Origin of the sequence: Paraburkholderia oxyphila NBRC 105797, from assembly GCF_000685075.1 — a bacterium.
GTDB classification, from domain to species: Bacteria; Pseudomonadota; Gammaproteobacteria; order Burkholderiales; family Burkholderiaceae; genus Paraburkholderia; species Paraburkholderia oxyphila.
The window spans coordinates 187,644-207,720 of the sequence record NZ_BAYD01000008.1 but is presented as its reverse complement, the minus strand read 5'-3'; the positions used below and the strand labels follow the sequence as shown (position 1 = coordinate 207,720).

Sequence of the window (20,077 nt, the reverse complement as noted above, 5' to 3'; positions counted from 1 at the left end):
TTGCGGCGCTCTCGTTTCGCGAGTGGCCGGCGCTGGACTCGCTCGCGATCGAAGTGCACAAGCCGAAGATCCGGCCGGGCACGCGGCGCATCGGCGTGTCGCTCGACTGGACGCGCGCCGATTATCTGCAGTGGGCGGCCTGCGAGGGTGATGGATACAGGAGCAACATGGCACACGTCCGATGTGCCAATGACGGGGAGCATCCATGAACGCGACATCTGCTGAAGTACCTGATAACACATGCCGCTTCATCATGAACGTGACGTGCGCGAGTGCGCAGGGCCAGGTGGCGGCCATCGTCGGATTTCTCGATGGGTTTGGCTGCTATATCGACGAATTCTCCGTTTTCGACGATCCGCAGACCGCCCGCTTCTTCGTGCGATGCGAGTTTCATGTTCCTGCGCCGAGATGGCTGGACCGTGAGGCGCTATTGGAGGGCTTTGCGCCGCTTGCACGACGGCACGCGCTCGAATGGGCGATTTTCGACGCGCGCGTGAAGCCGAAAGTGCTGATTCTCGTCTCGCGGCTCGATCACTGTCTCGTTGATCTGCTGCACCGTTGGCGGATCAATGAACTGCCGATCGATATTGCGGGCGTGGTGTCCAATCATCGCGATCTCGAACCCATGGTCCGATCTCATGGGATCGAATTTCATCACCTTCCCTTGACAACAGAAACCAAATCCGTTCAAGAACAGGCGCTCGTCTCGCTGATCGAGCACACGAGAACAGAACTGGTCGTGCTCGCCCGCTACATGCAGGTCTTGAGCGCCGGGTTGTGTGCGCGTCTCGCGGGCCGGGCGATCAACATCCACCATTCGTTCTTGCCCGGCTTCAAGGGTGCGCGGCCCTATCACCAGGCGTACACGCGCGGGGTCAAGCTGATCGGGGCCACCGCGCACTTCGTGACAGGGGACCTCGATGAAGGCCCGATCATCGAGCAGGTGGTGGAGCGGGTGGATCATACTTACACGCCCGAGCGGCTGCTTGCCGCGGGCCGCGACATGGAACGCGCCGCCCTCGCCCGGGCCGTGCAGGGCTTCATCGAGCGGCGCGTTTTTATCCATGAAGGGCGTACGGTCGTATTGCGCTAGCGACCCCATGTGCAGCAGTTTCTGGCACTATCGCGGACGGTGCGGGCGGCTTGCCAGTGTTCGGACGCCCGGTCTGCGAAGCGCATGAGAGCGCGACTAGAAGAAGGAGAGCACATTCGGGATGAAGGCGAATACCCGCGACAGGGCTGGCGAGCGTATCGAGACGGAATCGGCACATCGCGAGGATAGCGAGTCGCTTGCGCCGCTCTGGCTGGCCGTGCGCCTGTCGCTGGGCAGCGCAATAGCCCTGGGTTTCGCGCGCTTTTCCTATGCCTTGCTCCTGCCGGCGATGAAGGCCGACCTGGGATGGAGTTTCGCCCAGGCCGGCGCGATGAACACGTCCAACGCGGCGGGTTATCTGATAGGCGCGGCCATGTACCCCTGGCTCGCCCGCCATCGCCCACCCAGCGCGCTGTTCGCTGCGGGTGCCTATGCGGTGATCGTGCTGATGGCGTTGTGCGGCCTCGTGTCCGACACGTCCATGCTGCTCGCGCAGAGGCTCGTGGCCGGTGTCGGCAGCGCGTTCATCTTTATCAGTGGCGGCGTTCTGGCGGCCCGGCTCGCGACGGCCGCACCGCGACGCGGTGGACTGATCCTGGGCCTCTATTACGGCGGGACTGGGTACGGCATTGTGGTGTCGTCCATTCTCGTGCCGGCCACCGTGCGTTCCGTGCCGCACGGATGGCAGTCCGCATGGTTCGCGCTGGCCGTCGCGTGTGCGGTTTGCACGCTGCTAGCGCACGGCGCCGCCCGCAGCATCGATGCTCCAGGCGCAGCCATCGCGAGCGCACCAGGAGGCGCGGTCAGGCAGCGGACCTTGTGGCGGCGCTACGGTCTTGCGCTGGGCGGATACGGCCTCTTTGGCGTCGGATATATTGGCTACATGACCTTCATTGTGGCGCTGCTGCGCGGCGAGGGCATGAGCCAGGGCGTCGTTTCCACGTTCTATATCGCGTTGGGCGTCGCAACGATCGCATCGGCGCGAATCTGGTCGCGTTTTCTCGACCGCGCTCGCGGGGGGCTCGCGCTGGCGACGTTCAATGCGCTGCTGGGCCTCGCGACGCTCATGCCAGCGCTGTTCGTTCATCCCGTCGCGGCTGCCATTTCGGGCATTATCTTTGGCTCGACATTTCTCTCAGCGGTCGCCTCGACCACGGCATTCGTACGACACAATCTTCCGTCCGACGAATGGACTCGTGGCATCAGCATCTTCACGATCGTGTTCGCAGTCGGTCAGATCGCCGGGCCGATCGCGATCGGCTGGGTGTCCGACAACGTCAGCCTCACGCGCGGGCTCGTCTATTCCTCCGCAGTCCTGCTCGTTGGAGCACTGTTGGCAGCGTGCCAGCGTCCCCTCGATCGCCACGCGTGATTCTTCTGATCGCTCGCCCGAGCGGTAAGCGCTGGACCTTTCCCGACTCCCGCCCTTAACTGTGTGCATGCACGGCAATCTCGCGTTCGCAGCACATTGCCGTTGCCTGCGTCTGCACGACGCCCGTTTCGGGGCAGCGGCAAAGCCTCCTGGCGGTGTTTACCCTTGATGTCGAATGGAGAAAGTCGCTTGTCCGATAAAGATATATTCCATTGGCTGCAGCTTCTACCATTGCCTTGAACCCACGGAATTCGCAGCGTTCGATGGTGCCGGGAGCGGTAGCAATCGAACTGGTTTCCGGATTACGTCAGGGCTAACCAGCAGCACATATGGAGACTTGGATGAGTACCAGAAAAGCAATGCCGGGCGGCCTGGTGGCGGCCAGCGAGTGGAAGCAGGGCGAAGGAGCGGTAGGCCAAAGTGATAGCCGGACTGATGCGGGACTCTTGAAGCGGGCTGCGCTGGCGAGCTTCATCGGCAACTTTGTCGAGTGGTTCGATTATGCCTCGTACGGTTACCTGGCGACCATCATTGCGGTGATGTTCTTTCCGAAGAGCGACTCGATGACAGGCCTGCTCGCGGCATATGGCGTATTCGCGGTTTCGTTCGTCGTGCGGCCGCTGGGTGGTATCGTCTGGGGGCATTTCGGCGACCGGCACGGGCGGCGGGCCGCGCTGTCGCTGTCGATTCTGATCATGTCGTGTTCGACTTTCTTGATCGCGTTCCTCCCCACCTATGCGCAGGTGGGCATGATCGCACCCGCGCTGCTGCTATTGGTACGGATCGTCCAGGGCTTTTCGGCCTCGGGTGAATATGCGGGCGCGTCCGCCTTTCTCGCGGAATTCGCGCCGCCGGGAAAGCGTGGCGTGTACACGAGCATCGTGCCGGCCAGCACGGCTGCTGGCTTGTTGTTCGGTTCGGTATTTGTCGCCGTGATGCATGCGGTGCTTTCCACGCAGCAACTGCATGATTTCGGCTGGCGTTTGCCGTTCCTGCTCGCGGCACCATTCGGGCTGGTCGGCCGCTACATTCGCCTGAAACTCGAAGACACGCCGAAGTTCAAGGCGCTCGAAGGCGCGCACGACGTGGCGAAGGCGCCTGTGACGGAACTGCTGACCCGCCATCGCGGCAAGATGCTCATCGCGTTTGGCGTGACCTGCCTGAACGCCGTGGCGTTCTATCTGGTGCTCAGCTATATGCCGACCTACCTGTCGACGGAAATGGGCATGAGCGAAACCGCGTCGTTCGTGGCCGCGACCATCTCGCTCGCTGCGTATATTGGTTTGATTTTCCTGATGGGTGCGCTGTCCGACCGCGTCGGACGCAAGACGATGCTGATTGGCGCATCGGTGATGTTCGCATTGCTCACGGTGCCGCTCTTCAAGGGGCTGGCCGGCGCGAGCTTCGCGACCATCGTGATGATCCAGATTGCCTTCGGCGCGTTGCTCACACTGAACGACGGCACCTTGCCGTGCTTTCTGTCCGAGATATTTCCGACGCGCGTGCGCTACAGCGGTTTCGCCTTCTGCTTCAATGCGGCAAATGCGCTGTTTGGCGGCACTGCACCGCTAGTCGCCACCTGGCTGATCGCGACGACGGGCAGCAAGCTCGCGCCCGCGTGGTACCTGGTGGGCGCCGCAGGTGTCGCGCTAGTCGCCATGCTGGCAAGCAACGAGACATCGCGATCCCCGTTGGCCGACGACTGAACACGCACGATGCGCGCTGCGCTCGCGAAGTCTTAAGTAGAACGGTTTATTCATTGCGGCGGAAGCCCTATTGAAAGCCTATGTCGGAAATTCGCCGCGCAATGCAGCCCCCAAGGAGGCCGGGCTGCTGGCGAGACCAGAGGAATTCATCGGTTACATCGAGAACAACCTGCGCTTCATCGTGAACTACGGTTGAGACACTGTCACGTTCGCGCAATGAAGCAAGCAACGTGGCAGTGCCCTTGCCGCACACCTTTGTCCCATCTGGTACTCGAAGACGCAAGCCCGGCACCTTCGCTGTTTTGCCGCCGTCGCGGAACAAGGCAGCATGCGTGCGGCGGCCGAACAGCTCGGCCTGTCCGCCACCGCGGTGAACCTGGCGTCGAATGCTCTTCGGCGAATTATTCGACGATTGCCCGCTCCAGGTTCTCACCATCTTCATTTGGCACCGTGATTTCGTATCCGCTGCGACGTAAATTGGGGCGACGCATTCCGTATTCAGCAAGTTCGAATTTTTCTGCGAACCCTGCCGGGGCCGGGTTTCGACGCGACCGCCCCGGTCAGGTTAGAGGCCAGATTTCTGGACGTGTGAATGACGGGAAACCCATGCTGGCCGGCCATTCCAACGAAATTGAGCGAAGCGCAGTTCGAGCAGTTTGTCTCCTCGCGATAAGGTGATTTAGTGTCGGCCCCTGGGTTCAGCAAAAATCTATGGCGACGGCGCATTTCGAATGACAAAGCGTAGCCCAGTCGCCCTACACTGCCTCCCGTCAGTTGAGAACAGACGAGACACGAGTCCGGATGAATCGACACATGGCCGGTGCGCGAACCCTGCGAGTCGCACCTCCGGCACGATAACGATGGAGGCTTTATGCGCAAATTGATGTTGGTCGGGACGGCGACGACGCGGCCCGAAGCGATCGGTTCGCTGTTCAAGCTCGAACCCGGCGGCGAGTGGCAACAGGTGAGCGACATCCCGGCCGATGCATCGGTACAGGCGATCACGCCGCATCCGGGCCGCGAGAACGTGATTTACGTGGCGGCGCGCAAGGGCGTGTTCCGCTCGACCGACGGCGGTGCTTCCTGGCACCGGCTGAACGTGACGGACGAGAACGTGCAGTTCTGGACGATCGTCGTGCATCCGCACAACCCCGATGTGATCTTCGCCGGCACGGGCCCGGTTGGCGTGTACCGCAGCGACGACGGCGGCGATACGTGGCGCAAGTGCAATGCGCACCATCCGGAGCGCTTCAAGATCACCTTCGGCAATTCGCGTGTGATGCGCATTGCGTTTCATCCGACGAATCCGTCGATCATGTATGCGGTGGCCGAAATCAACGGCTTCCTCGTGAGCGAGGACGGCGGCGAGAACTGGCGCGGCGTGGCCGACGGCCTCGTGGAACTCGCGAAAGAGCCGCACCTGAAAAGCAAGATCGAAACCGACGACGACACCGAAGGCATGTTCGACGCCCATTCGGTCTGCACCACCACCGCCTCGCCCGATTCGCTGTTCTATATCTGCCGCCTTGGCGTGTTCGAAAGCCGGGACTTGGGCAAGACCTTCCGCGATCTGGAGGTCGGCAAGTTCGCGCCGTTCCAGTACGCCCGTGAATGCCGCTTCGTCCACGGCCAGCCGAAGAAGATGTACGCGTGCTTCAGCATCTCGTCGCGCAGCGCCGCAGGCGCGCTGTACACGAGCGACGACATGGGCACAACGTGGTCACGCGCCGACTCGGCGGTCGAACCGCGCAGCACGATGATGGGCTTCGGCACGCACGCGAGCGACCCGGATGGCGTGATCACCGTGACGCGCGGCGGCCAGGTGTTCTTCACGACCGACGGCAGCAAGACGTGGGCCGAAAAGCAACTGCCGGCGAATGCGGGTGACGCATTCTGCGGCGCGATGCTTTGAGACCGGAGGGTCGAACGACATGGCTGAACGACTCAACGGTGTAATCCGGGCACTCGAAACCGGACGCGGTATTGCCTTCACTTCCTTTATTCAGGCCGAAATCGAAAACGCGGTCAGCTTTGCGCAGTCGTCGAACGACGGCGTGGTGTTCGAAATGGAGCACACGCCGTGGGACATCTCGGCGCTGCGCAACGCCATGCAGTACCTGCTGCTGCGCCAGCGTATCGCGCAGGCGGGAACGGTGGCCTGCCAGATGACGCCGATCGTGCGCATTCCGCCCAGCGGCAGCGAAATGAACCAATGGTTCGCCAAGCAGGCGCTCGATCTCGGCGCATACGGCATCGTCTGGCCGCGTATCAGCACGCCCGAGCAGGCATACAACGCCGTCGCCGCGTGCCGCTACCCGCGTCTGCCGAACCAGCCGCTCTACGAGCCGGCCGGCCTGCGCGGCGACGCGCCCATGCCCGCCGCGCGCTACTGGGGCCTCTCGCAGCAGGAGTACTACCGCAAGGCCGATGTGTGGCCGCTCGCGCCGGAAGGCGAGATTCTCGTCACGCTGATGATCGAGGACGTCGCGGCGATCGAGAACCTCGAAGAAATGGTCAAGCGCGTGCCGGGCATCGGCGTGCTGCTGATCGGCGAGGGCGACCTCACGCAGGAGCTGGGCTGCCCGCGCGAATACGACCACCCGGAACTGCTGCGCCTGATGGACCATGTGCGCGAGATCGGCAAGGCATACAACATTCCGGTCGGCCATCCGCACGTGAACGAGGGCAATGTGGCGCGCGTGATCGAAGAGGGCTACCGCTTCCTGATGACGTTCCCCAAGCGCGACTTCGGCGCGCTGGACAAGGGCCGTCAGCTCGCGGGCCGCGTCTGAACGGCTGACATCGACGAAGCATTACAGGTACGTCAACATGACTGAAAAACTGTCGATCGTGCTTGGCCGTCACGGCCAGGTCGAAGATTTGCGCAGCGGCGCGGTGCGCGTGGAGGGCGTGGAGCTCGACTTCATCGAGATCAAGCGCATGCCCGACGCCTATCGCAGCATGGCGCGCAGCCAGCCCTACGATATCTGCGAGATGGCGCCCACGTCGTATCTGATGGCGGTGGCGGCCGGTGCGCCGGTCACGGCGCTCGCGCTGCCCATGACACGGCGTTTTCGCCATGCGGGCTTGCAACGGCTGCGCGAATCATCGATTCGGCATCCGAAGGATATCGAAGGGCGTGCCGTGGGCGTGCGCGCGTATTCGGTCACGGCGGCCGTGTGGACGCGCGGCATTCTGTCTGAGGAATACGGTGTCGACCTCGACAAGGTGACATGGCTCACCGAGGAGGACGAAAACGTCGAGACCTTCGTGCCGCCGTCCAACGTGCGGCGCGTGGCGAGCGACACGTCGCTCGCGGCGATGATGGAAGCGGGCGAACTCGAAGTGGGCTTCGGCGGCCTGGCGGGCGTGGGCGCCGGTCTCGACGATCGCCTCGTCGAACTGGTCGAGGACGCCGCCGCGCTGGAAGCCGACTGGTATCGCCGCACGGGCATTTACCCGCTGCACGGCGTGATCGTGGTGCGCAACGACGTGCTGGCGCGCGATCCCGATCTGCCGCGCCGCCTCTACGCGGCATTCGTGGCGGCAAAAGAGAACTACCTGGCGCGCGTGAATAGCGGCGCGGCGGACGGCGCGGAAGACAAGCGCTATCGCCGTCTGGCGGAACTCGTTGGCGATCCGCTGCCCTACGGGCTCGCGCAGAACGCGAAATCGTTCGATGCGCTCGTGCGTTACGCGCATGCCCAGCGGCTGATTCCGCAGCGTCCCGAACTCGCTTCGGTGTTTCTCGACCCGGCTGCGAACACTTAAGGCTCCGATACTTATTCGAGGCAGAGCAGACGATGACAACCGATCAAACCCTCTCCATCCCTACGATGCTGGGGACCTACCCGAAAACCCAGCCGCTCAAGGACGGCACGCTCGCTTCGCCGCTCGCGCAGCTGGATTTCGCCCCCGTGGACACCGCGCAGAAGGCCTTCAAGGACGTCGTGCGCCATGAGAAATACGATGTCGCGGAACTGGCGATCATCACCTTCCTGCAGGCTTTTGAGGCGGGCAAGCCGTATGTGCTGCTGCCGTTCGTGATGAACGGCAATTTCCACCACAAGAGCATCGTGGTGCGCGACGACGCCACTTTCAAGGCGAGCGACCTGGCCGGCCGCAAGGTGGCGATGCGCGCCTACACGCAGACCACGCCCACGTGGGTGCGCGGCATTCTCACCGACGACTACGGCGTGAGCCTGGCCGACGTCCAGTGGTTGAGCCAGGAAGGCGCGCACGTGGCGAATTACGAGGAACCCGAGTGGGTTTCGCGCCTCGAATCGACATTGAGCCTCGAAGCCATGCTGCGCGCGGGCGAGGTGGACGCGATCATCGCGGGAGGCGGGCTTTCCGGAGAAGCGGGCATCCGGCCGCTGATTCCCTCACCGGGCGAAGCCGCCGCTGCCTGGCATGCGCGCACCCATGCGGTGCCGATCAACCACGTGGTGACGGTCAAGCGTTCGCTGGCGCAAGACCATCCCGAAGCGGTGCGCGAGGTGTACCGCCTGCTTTGCGAAGCGCGGGAACAGGCTCAGCAGGGTAAACCTCAGGCTGCAATCGACCTGCAGCCGGTGGGCTTCGACAAGCTCGCCCCGGCGCTCGAACTGGCGATTCGGTACGCTTTCGAGCAAGGGCTCATTACGCGGCGCTATACGCTGGAAGAGCTGTATGGCCCGGTGCTCGACATCCTCGGTTGAGGCACGGCGCCGCCGCAAGAGAGCAACACCGCAATAGCGCAATAGCGCAACACAGTAGCAAGACACGGAGACAAACTTGGCTTCGACCATCTCAGGCATGGCCCACGTCCGGCTCAGCGCCCCCGATCTCGGGCGCATGGAAGCCTTCCTCGAAGACTTCGGCATGGTGAAAGTCCATCGCGACGACAAGCGCCTTTACATGCGCGGCGTTGGGGAAGCGTCCTTTCTGCATGTGACGGAGCTGGGCGAGCCCGGCGTCATCAGTTGTGCGTACGAGCTGCGCGACGCGGCGCTCATCGCCGACCTCGCGAAACTGCCCGGCGCAAGCGGCGTGGAGCACATCGACGAGCCCGGCGGCGGCCAGCGCGTGCGCCTGCAGGACCCCAACGGCTTCTGGCTCGAGTTCGTGGCCGGACGCGCGCAGGTGGAGCGTTTGCCGGCGCGGCCGCTCGTGCGCGACGCCGAAGGCGAAAGCCGCGTGCTCGGCGCGGCGCGCGTGGAGCGCATCGCGCACACGGCGTTCGCCACGCCGCAACTGCCGGGGTCGATCGAGTGGTATCAGCGCACGCTGGGCGTGATTCCCACCGACGAGCTGTTCGTAGGCGACCCCGACAACGTGATCGGCCAGTTCAACCGCATCGATCTCGGCGACACACCGGTCGATCATCACATCATCTTCCTGCTGCGCGGGCCGCGTGCGGGCCTGCACCACGTGTCGTACCAGGTGGAGGGCGTGGACGACATTTTCTTCGGCTACGACCACCTCGCGCAGCGCGACTACGACCACGTGCGCGGCATTGGCCGCCACGCGCTCGGCAGTCAGATCTTCGACTACTGGATGAGCCCCTTCGGCCAGATGCACGAGCACTGGATCTCGCAGGAGCGCATGACGGCGAAGAGCCGCTTCAACCATATCCGCATCGGCGACGGCATGAGCTACGACACCGGCGAAAAGCCGCCCGAGCGTTTCGTCAAGCAGGCGACGCCGCTCGTGGCGTGGAACGGCTAGCCGCTCATCCCTTATTCAACGAACCAGGTAGCGCTTCATGATCATCGATTGTCACGGTCACTTCACGACCGTACCCAGGACGCTGCACGAATGGCGGCGCAGACAGCTCGAACACGCGGGCCCTGTATACGGCGCGCCGCTCGAGATCAGCAACGACGAACTGCGCGAGGCGCTCGAAGGCGGCCAGCTCGAGGCCCAGCGCGAGCGCGGCCTCGACCTCACGCTATTCTCGCCGATCGCGGGGCAGATGGGGCATCACCTCGGCACGCTCGAGCAGGGCATCGAGTGGGCGCGCGTGTGCAACGACCTGATCCACCGCGTGGTCAAGCTCTATCCGGAGAATTTCGCGGGCGTGTGCCAGTTGCCGCAGGCGCCGGGCAAGGACGTGAGCGCGTGCGTGGCGGAGCTGGAGCGCTGCGTGAAGGAGCTGGGCTTCGTGGGCTGCAATCTGAACCCCGATCCCTCGGGTGGCTACTGGACCGATCCGCCGCTTACCGACCGTCACTATTACCCGCTCTACGAGAAGATGGTGGAGCTGGACGTGCCGGCCATGATTCACGTGAGCAGCTCGTGCAACCCGTGTTTTCACCATGTGGGCGCGCACTACCTGAACGGCGACACCACGGCCTTCATGCAGTTTCTGCTCGCGCCGCAACTGTTCAAGGACTTCCCCACGCTGCGTTTCGTCATTCCGCATGGCGGCGGCGCGGTGCCGTACCACTGGGGACGCTATCGCGGCCTCGCGCAGGACATGGGCTTCAAGGCCCTCGAAGACGGTCTCCTGAACAACATCTTCTTCGACACCTGCGTCTATCACCAGGCGGGCGTCAACCTGCTCACGGAAGTCGTGCCGCACAAGAACATCCTGTTCGGCTCGGAGATGATTGGCGCGGTCAAGGGCATTGACCCGCGCACCGGCCATCACTACGACGACACGAAGCGCTATGTCACCGGCACGCCGCACCTGTGCAGCGAGCATCGCCACGACGTGTTCTGCAACAACGCCCTGCATGTCTATCCCGGCCTGAAATACCGCAGCCAGGACTAAGCAACAGAGAGAAAAACATGGATCTTGGAATCGCTGGAAAGACGGCGCTCGTCTGCGCCTCGTCGCGCGGGCTCGGCCTTGCATGCGCCACCGCGCTGGCGCGCGAAGGCTGCCGCGTGTTTATCAACGGCCGCCACGCCGACGCGCTGGAGACGGCCGCGCAACAGATCGAGGCCACCACCGGCAACCGCCCGCAGATCGTGATCGCCGACCTGAACACGGAAGCGGGGCGCGAGGCGCTTATCGCGGCTTGCCCGGAGCCGGACATCCTCGTGAACAACAACGCCGGGCCGGAGCCGGGCAAGATCGCCGACTGGAGCCGCGAGGACTGGCTGGGTGCCGTGGAAGGCAACATGCTCGCGCCGGTCTTCCTCATCAAGCAGTTCGTGCCCGGCATGCGCAGCCGCAAGTTCGGCCGCATCGTCAACATCACGTCGGCCATGGTGAAGTCGCCGAGCGCGACGATGGGCCTTTCCGCCGCCGTACGCGCGGGCCTCACGGCGCTCAGCAAGTCGGTGCAGCGCGATTCGGTGGTCGACAACGTGACGATCAACAACATGTTGCCCGAGCGCTTCGACACCGACCGCCAGCGCTACATGGCCGACCGCATGTCGAAGAAGGACGGCATTACGGTGGCCGAGGCGAAGCAGCGCATCGCCGCCACGATCGCCGCGAAGCGCCTGGGCGAGCCGATGGAGTTCGGCGATGCCTGCGCTTTTCTGTGCAGCGCGCAGGCCGGCTATATCTCGGGACAGAACTTGCAGCTCGACGGCGGCTCCTATGCCGGCCTCGTCTAACGCTCATTCAAGCATACAGAGGGATTTTCGATGAAATACGCGAGCTTTTCGGTGGATGGGCGCGAGACCTACGGCATCATCGACGGCGACAAGGTGATCGATCTCGGTAAGCGTATCGGCGGCGAGTACCCCACGCTCAAGGCGCTCTGCGCGGCGGACCTGCCGCGCGAGGTGGCGCAGGCCGTGGCCGGTCAGGCCGACTACACACTGGCCGACATCACGTTCCTTCCGCCGATTGCAGACCCGGTCCACATCTGGTGCCTCGCACTCAACTACGTGGAGCACCACAACGAAGTGCAGAGCGCGGGCCGCGTGCAGGAATTGCCGAAGCAGCCGGCACTGTTTGCGCGCGCAAGCGATTCGCTGACCGCGCACGGCCAGCCGTTGCGCCATCCGGCCGTTTCGGAGCAGTTCGACTACGAGGGCGAACTCGTCGTGGTGATCGGCAAGCCGGGCTACCGCGTGAAGGCCGAAAACGCGTTCGAGCACGTGGCGGGCTACACGATCATGAACGAAGGCAGCGTGCGCGACTGGCAGTTCCATACGCGCCAGATCACGCCGGGCAAGAACTTCTACCAGAGCGGCGCGATCGGACCCTGGATCGTGCCGCGCGACGAAGTGGGCGACGCGGACACGCTGCGCATCCAGACAAAGCTCAACGGCGCGATCATGCAGGACGACACGGCGGCCAGCATGGTGCACAAGATTCCGCGCTTCATCGAATATGTCTCGTCGATCGCGCCGCTGTGCCCCGGCGACATTCTCGCCACGGGCACGCCCAGCGGCGTGGGTTTCTCGCGAACGCCGCCTGTTTTCATGAAGCCCGGCGACGAGTGCGAGATCACCATCGATCGTATCGGCACGCTGCGCAACAAGGTAACCGGGTAGCAGACCTGGTCGCGCGGTGTGCGCGCGTCATGGTATATCGGACCTTTGTCACGCCAGTCACGTAGGGATAGCAGCAACATGGCCTCGGTCGTCGCGTCACCTGGCGAACAGAAAGAAACTCCCGTCGAACAGCCGAGCCTCTGGCAGCTGCGCGTGTTCGAGACGGTGGCGCGTCACGAGAACGTCACTCAGGCCTCGCAAGAACTGCTGCGCTCGCAACCGGCCACGACCTCGTGCCTCGCGGCGTTCGAGGCGCTGATGGGCGTGAGCCTGTTCGAGCGCTCGACCACCGGCACCTGGCTCGCGCCGGCGGGGGTCGCGGCGCTCGTGCGCACGCGAAAGATCCTGCAGGCCGCGCAGGACGCGGTGGCGCAGGTGGGCAGCACGCGCAATGTGTCCCCGGCTGTGCTGGCGGGCGGCATCACGCGCACGCAGATGCGCTGCCTGATCGCCATTGCCGAGTGCGGCTCGTTTCGCGCGGCTGCGCGCTTGCTGGGCATTACCGAGGCATCGCTGCAGCGCGCGGCCCGCACGCTCGAGCAGAACCTGGGGGCGCCGCTCTACCGGCACTCGGCCTCGGGCGTGACGACGACCGAAACCGGCCAGACCTTCGCGCGGCAGTTGCAGACGATCTCGAACCAGATCGCCGCGATGGCCGACGCGCTGCGCGCCTACCAGTTTCCCGTGGAGCGCAGCGTGACGGTGGGCGTGCTGCTGCTCGACCCGTCGATCCTGATCGTGAGCGCGATCCGCGAGCTCAACGCGCACTTTCCCGATGCGCGTGTGGTCATCATCAACGGCACCTACGACCAGCTGCTCAACAAGCTGCTGCGCGGCGAGATCGATTTCATGCTGGGCGTGCTGAAAAATCCCGATCAGTCGTTCGATTTCGTCGAGGAGCCGCTGTATCACGAGCACTATTGCGTGGTCGCGCGGCGCGACCACCCGCTCGCGCGCGAGCCGGTGGTGACGGTGGATGCGTTGCGCGACTACCAGTGGATCTTGCCGCCGCGCGGCTCGCCGCGCCGCGAAGCCTACGAATACGTGTTTTCCGAAGGCGCGCCGCCGCTCGCCAGCATCGAAACGTATTCGCTTTCCACCATCCGCATCACGCTCTACGACAGCGACATGCTGACCGTGCTGAGCTGGACCGAGGTGCTGAGCGAGCGGCGCTTCGGGCTGCTTGCGCCGCTCACGATCGACGTGCCGTGGGACGGTCCGCTCGTCGGGATCACGGCGCGGCGCGACTGGCAACCCAACGATGTGCAGGAAACCTTTCTGCGCAGCGTGCGCCGCAATGCGCAGGCCATGACGGGCGGTCAGGGCGCCTAGCCCGGCGGGCTCGGGTCCGCGCGTTTTCGTGCCGCGCGCAATCGCGCGCCGGCGCCTTTCCTTTTCCGCGCAGGCCGAATGGGCTTGCGTTTGTCTGGGTTTTCACCGAAATGCCGAGCGAAACTTCCACCGCGTTCGCGCCTGCGAGCGCGGATGCCCCGTTGTTGTCCTTTTCTCCCTTTCGTGCCCTGCTCGCCGTGCGCGTGGCGTGGACAGTGGGCATCCAGATGCTGTTCGTCGCGATCGGCTGGCAGATGTACGCGCTCACGCACGATGCCTGGGCGCTCGCGCTGGTCGGGCTCTACCAGTTTTTCCCGGTGCTGCTGCTCACGCTGCCCGCGGGCCACGCGGCCGATTCCTGGCCGCGCTCGCGCATCGTGCTCGTCTGCCTCGCGGTGCACGGGCTCGTTGCCGCGGCGATGGCGTTCGCCACGCACCGCAACGGGCTCACGCGCGACGCTTTGCTGGCCGCCTCACTGTTGCTCGGCGCGGCGCGCGCATTCCAGATGCCCGCGCTGCAGGCGCTCGTGCCCGCGACCGTGCCGCCGCCGCTGTTGAGCCGCGCCATGGCGGCTGTCTCGACCGGCTCGCAAACGAGCGTGATTCTCGGCCCCGCACTTGGCGGGCTGCTCGTGAGCTTCGGCATCGGCGCGGTATATGCGGTGGCGGCGCTGTTGTTTCTCGCGGCGGCGCTGCTCGCCCTCACGCTGAAGGTGCGCGAGGCGCAACGCGAACGGCGCGGCGCGTCGCTCGATGCGCTCATGGGCGGCCTGCGTTTCGTGTGGCGCAAGCCGGTCGTCCTCGCCGCCATCAGCCTCGACCTCTTCGCCGTGCTCTTTGGCGGCGCCACGGCGCTGCTGCCGATCTACGCCGATACCATCCTGCATGGCGGCCCCGCCATGCTCGGCTGGCTGCGCGCCGCGCCCGCCATGGGCGCGTTCGCGATGTCGCTGTGGCTCGTGCGGCACCCGCCGCGCCGGCGCGTGGGCGTCACGCTGCTCGCGTCGATTGGCGTGTTCGGCCTTGCGACCGTGGTGTTCGGCATCTCGACGCGCCTCTGGCTCTCGATGCTCGCGCTGATCGTGACAGGCGCGGCGGACATGGTGAGCGTGGTGATCCGCCAGACGCTCGTGCAGCTCGAAACGCCCGACGAAATGCGCGGCCGCGTGAGCGCGGTGAATGCGATCTTCGTGGGCGCTAGCAACCAGCTCGGCGAGTTCGAGTCGGGCTCGCTCGCGAGCGCCGTGGGGCCGGTGGGATCGGTCGTGCTGGGCGGCGCGCTGACCTGCTTCGTGGCGCTCGCGTGGGCATGGCGTTTCCCGCAGCTTCTCGCGCGCCAGACACTCGACGTCTGACGCTCGAGTGCGCGAGCGGGCACACAGCAAGAACTGATGGCGGCCCGCTCTTTTTCTATGCCGCTGAAAGTCGGCGGCTCACTAGAATCAGGTCTCCTGACAATGATAACGGCGCTGCACGCCAGTTTTCGCGCTTCGCGCAACGCGGCACGCCTCTAAGGAGACGGAGGTTTCATGCAACTCATACAAAGCGGGCAAAGCCCATTCCAGGACCAGCGCGTCCTGAGCAGGAACCAGCGCGTGCTGCTCGCACTGATCGGCGTGGGCAGCATGCTGGAGTTCTGGGACGCCTACCTGATCGGCTTTATCATGGCCTTCCTCGTCAAGCCGTGGGGCATGACGTACGGAATGATGGGCACGGTATTGCTCGCCTCCGGCGCGGGCGCAATCGTGGGCGGCGTGGTCTGGGGCATGATGGCCGACCGCTTCGGCCGCAAGCCCGTGTTCGTCGTCTCGCTGCTGCTGCTCGCGGCGATGAGCCTCGGCCTCGCGTTCACGCCCGCGGGCGGCTGGATCTACATGGCGGTGCTGCGCACCGTGATCGGCTTCTGCACCGGCGGCTATTTCATCCAGATCGCGCTCGTGAACGAGTTCATCCCGCCGCGCCGCCGTGCCGCGCTCACCGGCGTGGTTTCCGCGATCACGACCTGCGGGCTCCTGCTCGGCGCGTTCAGCGGCGCGTTCGTGATTCCGGCCATCGGCTGGCGGTTCACCTTCGCATTGGGTGCCGCGCCCGCGCTCGTGGCGCTGATCGGAGCGTTCTATGTGCCCGAGTCGCCGCGCTGGCTGAGCCTCCAGGGGCGCCGCGACGAGGCGCGCCGCGCGGTGCAGTGGGCGCTTGGCACCGAGGCGCAGTGGCGCGAGGGTGACGCGGGAGACGCCCCGGCACGCCGCGCGCCTGCCGCGCGCTGGTCGGAGATCTTTGCGTATCCGCGCAGCGTGATGACTGCCACGCTCATCAATATCGGCCTGATCTCGGGTTACTACGGCATCGTGCTGTGGGCGCCGACGCTGCTCGCTCAGGTGCAGTCGGTTACGCCGGCCGGGGCGTCGCGCTTCATGATCGGCTTCAGCGTGTGCGGCATCGTTTCGCGGCTCGCGTCGGCCAGTCTTGCGGACCGCATCGGCCGGCGCCGCACCGGCGGCTACTTCGCCATTGCCGCGGCGATCGCGGCGCTGCTGGCGGGCTACGTAGGCCACGGCGACCTGCTCGCGCCCTCGTGGTTCTGGCTGCCGCTGCTGCTCGCATTCGTGTTCGCTGATGGCAGTTTCTCGGTTTGCGCCGTCTATTCGACGGAAATCTGGCCCACGCGCCTGCGCGGCAGCGGCTCGGGCTATGCGGGCCTCGCGGGTTCGGTCGGCAAGATGATCGGCCCCGTCGGGCTCGCGTGGGTGGCGGGGTCGAGCAACATGGTGATGCCCTCGGCCACGCTCGGCGTGATCGTGCCGGCGTTCCAGTTCCTCGCGCTGTGCCTCCTGCTGTGTGGCGTGACCTATCTGTTCGTCGGCATCGAGGCGCGCGGCAAGACGCTCGAATCGCTCGACGAAAGCTTCGCGCAGCAGCGCGAAGGCGCGCAGGCTCTGCCGCAAGCGAACGACCACCCGCGGGGCTAAGCAAAAACCAATTGCGGCAGCGGTTTTCCGATTGGTGGCGCAAAGCCGCAAAAAATACACTGGTTCAAACACGTGGCGCCCCCAGGCGCTGCGCAACAGAAACGAATTAGCAAGCCGGATACGGCATCTGCAGAGGAATGAGATGAAGAGACTGCGCGTGGGTATGGTGGTGCCGTCGTTGAACACGATTGCCGAAGACGATTTGCGCCTGTTCTGCCCCGAAGACGTTTCGTATCACGTGCATCGCATCCGTCTGAGGAAAGAGGGCGGCCGCGTGACGATGGAGAGCCTGCTGCGCGCGTGGCTCGAAGCGGGCGAAGAGTCGGAATACCTGAAGGACCTCTCGCCCGACGCGGTGGTGTTCAACTGCACGGGTGCCAGCGTGGCGCACGGCGCGCAGGGCGATACGTTGCTGGCGCAACGGATGGGCGAGCGCCTCGGCCTGCCCGCCACGAACACGATGGTGGCAATCAAGGAAGCGCTGAGCGCGCTGCGCGCCGACCGCCTCCTGCACGTGTGCCCGTTTGCCGACGAATTTTCGCGCATCGAGCGCGAATCGCTGGAAGCCTCGGGGCACGCGGTGGCGCGCACGGTTTCGCTCGGCTTCACCGACGCAAAAGAGGCCGCGCTGATGAGCCCCGAGCGCATTGCGGACATCGTGCGCGAGCAGATCGGACCCGATATCGGCGCGGTGCTGCTCTCGTGTGCGAACGTGCGCGCCTTCGAGGCGGCGCACGAGCTGGAAGCCTCGCTCGGCATGCCGGTCGTGACGAGTAACCAGGCGACGCTGTGGGCCGTGCTGCGGCTTGCGGGCTGGCGGGGTCGTATCGAGGGCGCGGGCAGCCTGTTCAGCGGCGCATGAGTGTCAGATGCGCGAGCAGGTGAATGCGCGCGCAACGATCGTCAGACAGGCGATCCACTAAAGAATCCATCAAGAAAGCGAAGAGAAACAGCATGCAAATTGTCGATGCCCAGGTTCATGCATGGGTGAGCGGAGATTCGACGGGACATCATCGCCGTGCGCCGATCACGCGCGATGTGCTCGTGGACGAAATGGTGCGCGCCGGCGTGAACCGCGTCCTGCTCGTGCCCCCGCTGTGGGACCCCGAGGGTAATGCCTATTCGCTGGCGCTCGCGCAGGCCGAGCCGGAGCGCTTCGCCGTGATGGGCCTCCTGCCTGCTGGTGTGGAGGACCCGGCCGCGGCCATCGAGACCTGGCGTGAACAGCCGGGCATGCTTGCCGTGCGCTTTTTGTTCAATACGCCCGAGCGCCTCGCGCCACTGCTCGAAGGCCGTTACGAGCGCGTGTGGCCAGTGGCGCAGGAAAGCGGGCTCGTGGTCGCGCTGCACGTGCCGGGCGCGCTGGAGGAGGCAGATGCCATCGCGCGGCGCTTTCCCCGCCTGCGCCTGATCGTCGACCATCTGGGCGTGCCGCGCGGCGCAAGCGGCCCGGCGGCGTTCGATCATCTGCCGGCGCTGCTGGCGCTCGCGCGCCACCCGAACGTGCACGTGAAGGCGGCCGGCGTGGGCGACTATGCGCTCGACCCCTGGCCGTTCCGTTCGATCGAGCCGCCGCTACGGCAGATTTTCGACGCTTTCGGCGCACAGCGGGTCGTATGGGGCAGCGACCTTTCGCGTCTGCACCACCCGTACCGGCAGTGCGTGACGCATTTCAGCGAAACGCTTGCGTGGCTGTCCGACGCCGATCGCGCAGCCGTAATGGGCGGCAATCTTTGCCGCTTGCTCGGCTGGAATCAGGGTGGCAGTGAAGAGCGGGGGCGTGCCGCATAATGACGGCCCGCGCGCACCCGCGGTAGCACGACACGCAAGACAGAAAGACATCGGAGACACAACATGCTGACCCCTGGCGGCTGGCCCTGCATCATCCTGCTGTACCTCTACGGCACTGTGGCGACTTCGCTCGTCACGCAATCGGTGCCCGTCATTGGCGATATCGCGCGCCAGTTCGCGCTGACGCACGCGGCGGCGGGCTGGGTCATTTCGATCCCCTCGCTGATCACGGCGGTTTTCGCGCTGTTTGGCGGCTGGCTCGTCGACCGCATTGGCGACAAGCGCGTGATCGTCGGCGGCTCGCTCTTCGCGCTGGCCGGCAACCTCGGCGTGGTGTGGGCGCAGGGCTTCCACATGCTGTTCGCGAGCCGCCTGCTCGAAGGCGTGGGCTATCTCTCGCTCACCGTAGGTGCTGTTACGCTCATCATGCGCACGACGACCGGTGCGCGCCGCGGCATCGCGCTCGGCCTCTGGACCTCGCACACGGCGGTTGGCATCGGCCTCACGCTGAGCGTCGTGGCGCCGCTCGCACAGCGTGGCGAAATGTGGCGCTGGGCCTTTGGCGGCCATGCGATCCTGATGGCGGCGCTCGCACTCGCGGGCTTCCTGCTACCGGGCAAGACGAAGGACGTGGCCGCGCGCCGCCTCGTCGACATCTGGACTGTCGTGAAGAGCCCGCGCCCCTACCGCGTGGCGCTGGCCTCCGGCGCATCGGCGTTCATCCAGACCGGCATCATGGCCGCGCTCACCGTGTATCTGGCCAAGACCTTTGGCGTGGCGATCCGCACCGCTGCAGGCGTCGGCACGATGGCGGAGGTGTTCGTATGCATTGGCTGCCTCTCGGTCGGACATCTGCTCAAGGGCGGCACGAGCGCGCGCCTGCTCGCTGCAATTGGCGCGGTGGTGTCACTCGCCGGCGGCGTGGACCTCTATCTGCCGATGACGGGCTTCAGTGGAGCGGTGGCGGCGGTGTGCGCGTTCTCGCTCGGCATCGGCCTGTTGAACGGGCTGATCTGGACGATGGTGCCGGCCGCCGCGCCGAGTCTCGCGACGATGGGCGCAACGAGCGGACTGGTTGCGCAGGCAACCTACCTTGGCGTGCTGCTCGGACCGCCCGCGATTTTCGCCAGCTTCTACGAAAGCGGCTGGACCGTGCGGATCGGGCTCGTGCTGCTGGCAACCCTGCTGCAACTCGCGCCGCTGCCGATCTGGGGACGTGCAGCGCGGCGGGCCGATGAACCGGGCGGCCAGACGCCGGCTTCGGCGGCAGGCGGAAACTGATTCGCAGAATCCCGTCCCCTTCGTGCATGCGATCGATGGCGCGGAGGGGATCAAACGAACGTGGTGCGGGACACAACAATCAGCATTACTA

Annotated in this window: 19 protein-coding genes and 1 pseudogene; all 20 read left to right on the top strand. The window is 65.2% G+C overall.

The window, feature by feature from the left end; genetic code table 11:
* Nucleotides 1-209 (top strand): annotated as a pseudogene (locus BO1_RS58885) (hypothetical protein); the annotation flags it as partial.
* Nucleotides 206-1,093: a formyltetrahydrofolate deformylase gene (gene purU, locus BO1_RS07980; protein ID WP_028217120.1), complete on the top strand. Its 888-nt coding sequence runs from the start codon at nucleotides 206-208 to the stop codon at nucleotides 1,091-1,093. The pseudogene BO1_RS58885 and the gene purU, both read left to right, overlap by 4 nt.
* A 121-nt stretch (nucleotides 1,094-1,214) precedes the next feature.
* A complete protein-coding gene (locus BO1_RS07975) occupies nucleotides 1,215-2,465 on the top strand; it encodes a YbfB/YjiJ family MFS transporter (protein ID WP_028217119.1) in 1,251 nt (416 codons plus the stop codon).
* Between the two features lie 341 nt (nucleotides 2,466-2,806).
* On the top strand, nucleotides 2,807-4,171 hold the full coding sequence (locus BO1_RS07970) for an MFS transporter (protein WP_028217118.1): 1,365 nt from the start codon (nucleotides 2,807-2,809) through the stop codon (nucleotides 4,169-4,171).
* A gap of 70 nt (nucleotides 4,172-4,241) precedes the next feature.
* Complete coding sequence (locus tag BO1_RS61745) at nucleotides 4,242-4,367, top strand: hypothetical protein (protein WP_281179163.1); 126 nt, start codon at nucleotides 4,242-4,244, stop codon at nucleotides 4,365-4,367.
* 66 nt (nucleotides 4,368-4,433) lie between these two features.
* A complete protein-coding gene (locus BO1_RS57185) occupies nucleotides 4,434-4,625 on the top strand; it encodes a helix-turn-helix domain-containing protein (RefSeq protein ID WP_156992177.1) in 192 nt (63 codons plus the stop codon).
* A gap of 417 nt (nucleotides 4,626-5,042) precedes the next feature.
* Complete coding sequence (locus BO1_RS07955; protein WP_028217117.1) at nucleotides 5,043-6,083, top strand: sialidase family protein; 1,041 nt, start codon at nucleotides 5,043-5,045, stop codon at nucleotides 6,081-6,083.
* 19 nt (nucleotides 6,084-6,102) lie between these two features.
* Nucleotides 6,103-6,963 carry an HpcH/HpaI aldolase family protein gene (locus BO1_RS07950; protein ID WP_028217116.1) on the top strand — a complete coding sequence of 287 codons (861 nt, stop codon included), beginning with the start codon at nucleotides 6,103-6,105 and terminating at the stop codon, nucleotides 6,961-6,963.
* A gap of 37 nt (nucleotides 6,964-7,000) precedes the next feature.
* Nucleotides 7,001-7,942, top strand: coding sequence for an ABC transporter substrate-binding protein (locus BO1_RS07945; protein WP_043284078.1), 942 nt, complete (start codon nucleotides 7,001-7,003; stop codon nucleotides 7,940-7,942).
* Between the two features lie 32 nt (nucleotides 7,943-7,974).
* Complete coding sequence (locus BO1_RS07940) at nucleotides 7,975-8,871, top strand: substrate-binding domain-containing protein (protein WP_043284076.1); 897 nt, start codon at nucleotides 7,975-7,977, stop codon at nucleotides 8,869-8,871.
* A 76-nt stretch (nucleotides 8,872-8,947) separates the two neighbouring features.
* The gene (locus tag BO1_RS50070; protein WP_156992172.1) at nucleotides 8,948-9,880 is read left to right on the top strand and encodes a VOC family protein; all 933 of its coding nucleotides are present in this window, start codon (nucleotides 8,948-8,950) and stop codon (nucleotides 9,878-9,880) included.
* 37 nt (nucleotides 9,881-9,917) lie between these two features.
* Entirely contained in the window at nucleotides 9,918-10,928 is a 1,011-nt protein-coding gene (locus BO1_RS07930; RefSeq protein ID WP_028217113.1) for an amidohydrolase family protein, read from the top strand.
* Nucleotides 10,929-10,945: 17 nt separating this feature from the next.
* Nucleotides 10,946-11,725, top strand: a complete 780-nt coding sequence (locus BO1_RS07925) for an SDR family oxidoreductase (protein WP_028217112.1) — start codon at nucleotides 10,946-10,948, stop codon at nucleotides 11,723-11,725.
* Between the two features lie 30 nt (nucleotides 11,726-11,755).
* A complete protein-coding gene (locus BO1_RS07920; RefSeq protein ID WP_028217111.1) occupies nucleotides 11,756-12,613 on the top strand; it encodes a fumarylacetoacetate hydrolase family protein in 858 nt (285 codons plus the stop codon).
* Nucleotides 12,614-12,691: 78 nt separating this feature from the next.
* Nucleotides 12,692-13,945, top strand: coding sequence for a LysR family transcriptional regulator (locus tag BO1_RS07915; RefSeq protein WP_028217110.1), 1,254 nt, complete (start codon nucleotides 12,692-12,694; stop codon nucleotides 13,943-13,945).
* A 110-nt stretch (nucleotides 13,946-14,055) separates the two neighbouring features.
* Nucleotides 14,056-15,300: an MFS transporter gene (locus BO1_RS07910; protein ID WP_084687816.1), complete on the top strand. Its 1,245-nt coding sequence runs from the start codon at nucleotides 14,056-14,058 to the stop codon at nucleotides 15,298-15,300.
* Nucleotides 15,301-15,474: 174 nt separating this feature from the next.
* Nucleotides 15,475-16,914, top strand: a complete 1,440-nt coding sequence (locus BO1_RS50065; protein WP_052409391.1) for an MFS transporter — start codon at nucleotides 15,475-15,477, stop codon at nucleotides 16,912-16,914.
* 142 nt (nucleotides 16,915-17,056) lie between these two features.
* A complete protein-coding gene (locus BO1_RS07900) occupies nucleotides 17,057-17,776 on the top strand; it encodes a maleate cis-trans isomerase family protein (protein ID WP_028217108.1) in 720 nt (239 codons plus the stop codon).
* Nucleotides 17,777-17,868: 92 nt separating this feature from the next.
* Nucleotides 17,869-18,705, top strand: a complete 837-nt coding sequence (locus BO1_RS56250) for an amidohydrolase family protein (RefSeq protein ID WP_028217107.1) — start codon at nucleotides 17,869-17,871, stop codon at nucleotides 18,703-18,705.
* 63 nt (nucleotides 18,706-18,768) lie between these two features.
* On the top strand, nucleotides 18,769-19,986 hold the full coding sequence (locus BO1_RS07890; protein ID WP_028217106.1) for an MFS transporter: 1,218 nt from the start codon (nucleotides 18,769-18,771) through the stop codon (nucleotides 19,984-19,986).
* Nucleotides 19,987-20,077: the final 91 nt, after the last annotated feature.

Excerpts from the sequence above, each read along its gene's own strand:
- BO1_RS50065 (WP_052409391.1), top strand. The coding sequence starts at position 15,475 with ATGCAACTCATACAAAGCGGGCAAAGCCCATTCCAGGACCAGCGCGTC.
- BO1_RS07925 (WP_028217112.1), top strand. The coding sequence starts at position 10,946 with ATGGATCTTGGAATCGCTGGAAAGACGGCGCTCGTCTGCGCCTCGTCG.
- BO1_RS07940 (WP_043284076.1), top strand. The coding sequence starts at position 7,975 with ATGACAACCGATCAAACCCTCTCCATCCCTACGATGCTGGGGACCTAC.
- purU (WP_028217120.1), top strand. The coding sequence starts at position 206 with ATGAACGCGACATCTGCTGAAGTACCTGATAACACATGCCGCTTCATC.
- BO1_RS07920 (WP_028217111.1), top strand. The coding sequence starts at position 11,756 with ATGAAATACGCGAGCTTTTCGGTGGATGGGCGCGAGACCTACGGCATC.
- BO1_RS56250 (WP_028217107.1), top strand. The coding sequence starts at position 17,869 with ATGCAAATTGTCGATGCCCAGGTTCATGCATGGGTGAGCGGAGATTCG.
- BO1_RS07890 (WP_028217106.1), top strand. The coding sequence starts at position 18,769 with ATGCTGACCCCTGGCGGCTGGCCCTGCATCATCCTGCTGTACCTCTAC.
- BO1_RS07900 (WP_028217108.1), top strand. The coding sequence starts at position 17,057 with ATGAAGAGACTGCGCGTGGGTATGGTGGTGCCGTCGTTGAACACGATT.
- BO1_RS07970 (WP_028217118.1), top strand. The coding sequence starts at position 2,807 with ATGAGTACCAGAAAAGCAATGCCGGGCGGCCTGGTGGCGGCCAGCGAG.
- BO1_RS07915 (WP_028217110.1), top strand. The coding sequence starts at position 12,692 with ATGGCCTCGGTCGTCGCGTCACCTGGCGAACAGAAAGAAACTCCCGTC.
- BO1_RS07910 (WP_084687816.1), top strand. The coding sequence starts at position 14,056 with ATGCCGAGCGAAACTTCCACCGCGTTCGCGCCTGCGAGCGCGGATGCC.
- BO1_RS07975 (WP_028217119.1), top strand. The coding sequence starts at position 1,215 with ATGAAGGCGAATACCCGCGACAGGGCTGGCGAGCGTATCGAGACGGAA.
- BO1_RS07945 (WP_043284078.1), top strand. The coding sequence starts at position 7,001 with ATGACTGAAAAACTGTCGATCGTGCTTGGCCGTCACGGCCAGGTCGAA.
- BO1_RS07950 (WP_028217116.1), top strand. The coding sequence starts at position 6,103 with ATGGCTGAACGACTCAACGGTGTAATCCGGGCACTCGAAACCGGACGC.
- BO1_RS07955 (WP_028217117.1), top strand. The coding sequence starts at position 5,043 with ATGCGCAAATTGATGTTGGTCGGGACGGCGACGACGCGGCCCGAAGCG.
- BO1_RS07930 (WP_028217113.1), top strand. The coding sequence starts at position 9,918 with ATGATCATCGATTGTCACGGTCACTTCACGACCGTACCCAGGACGCTG.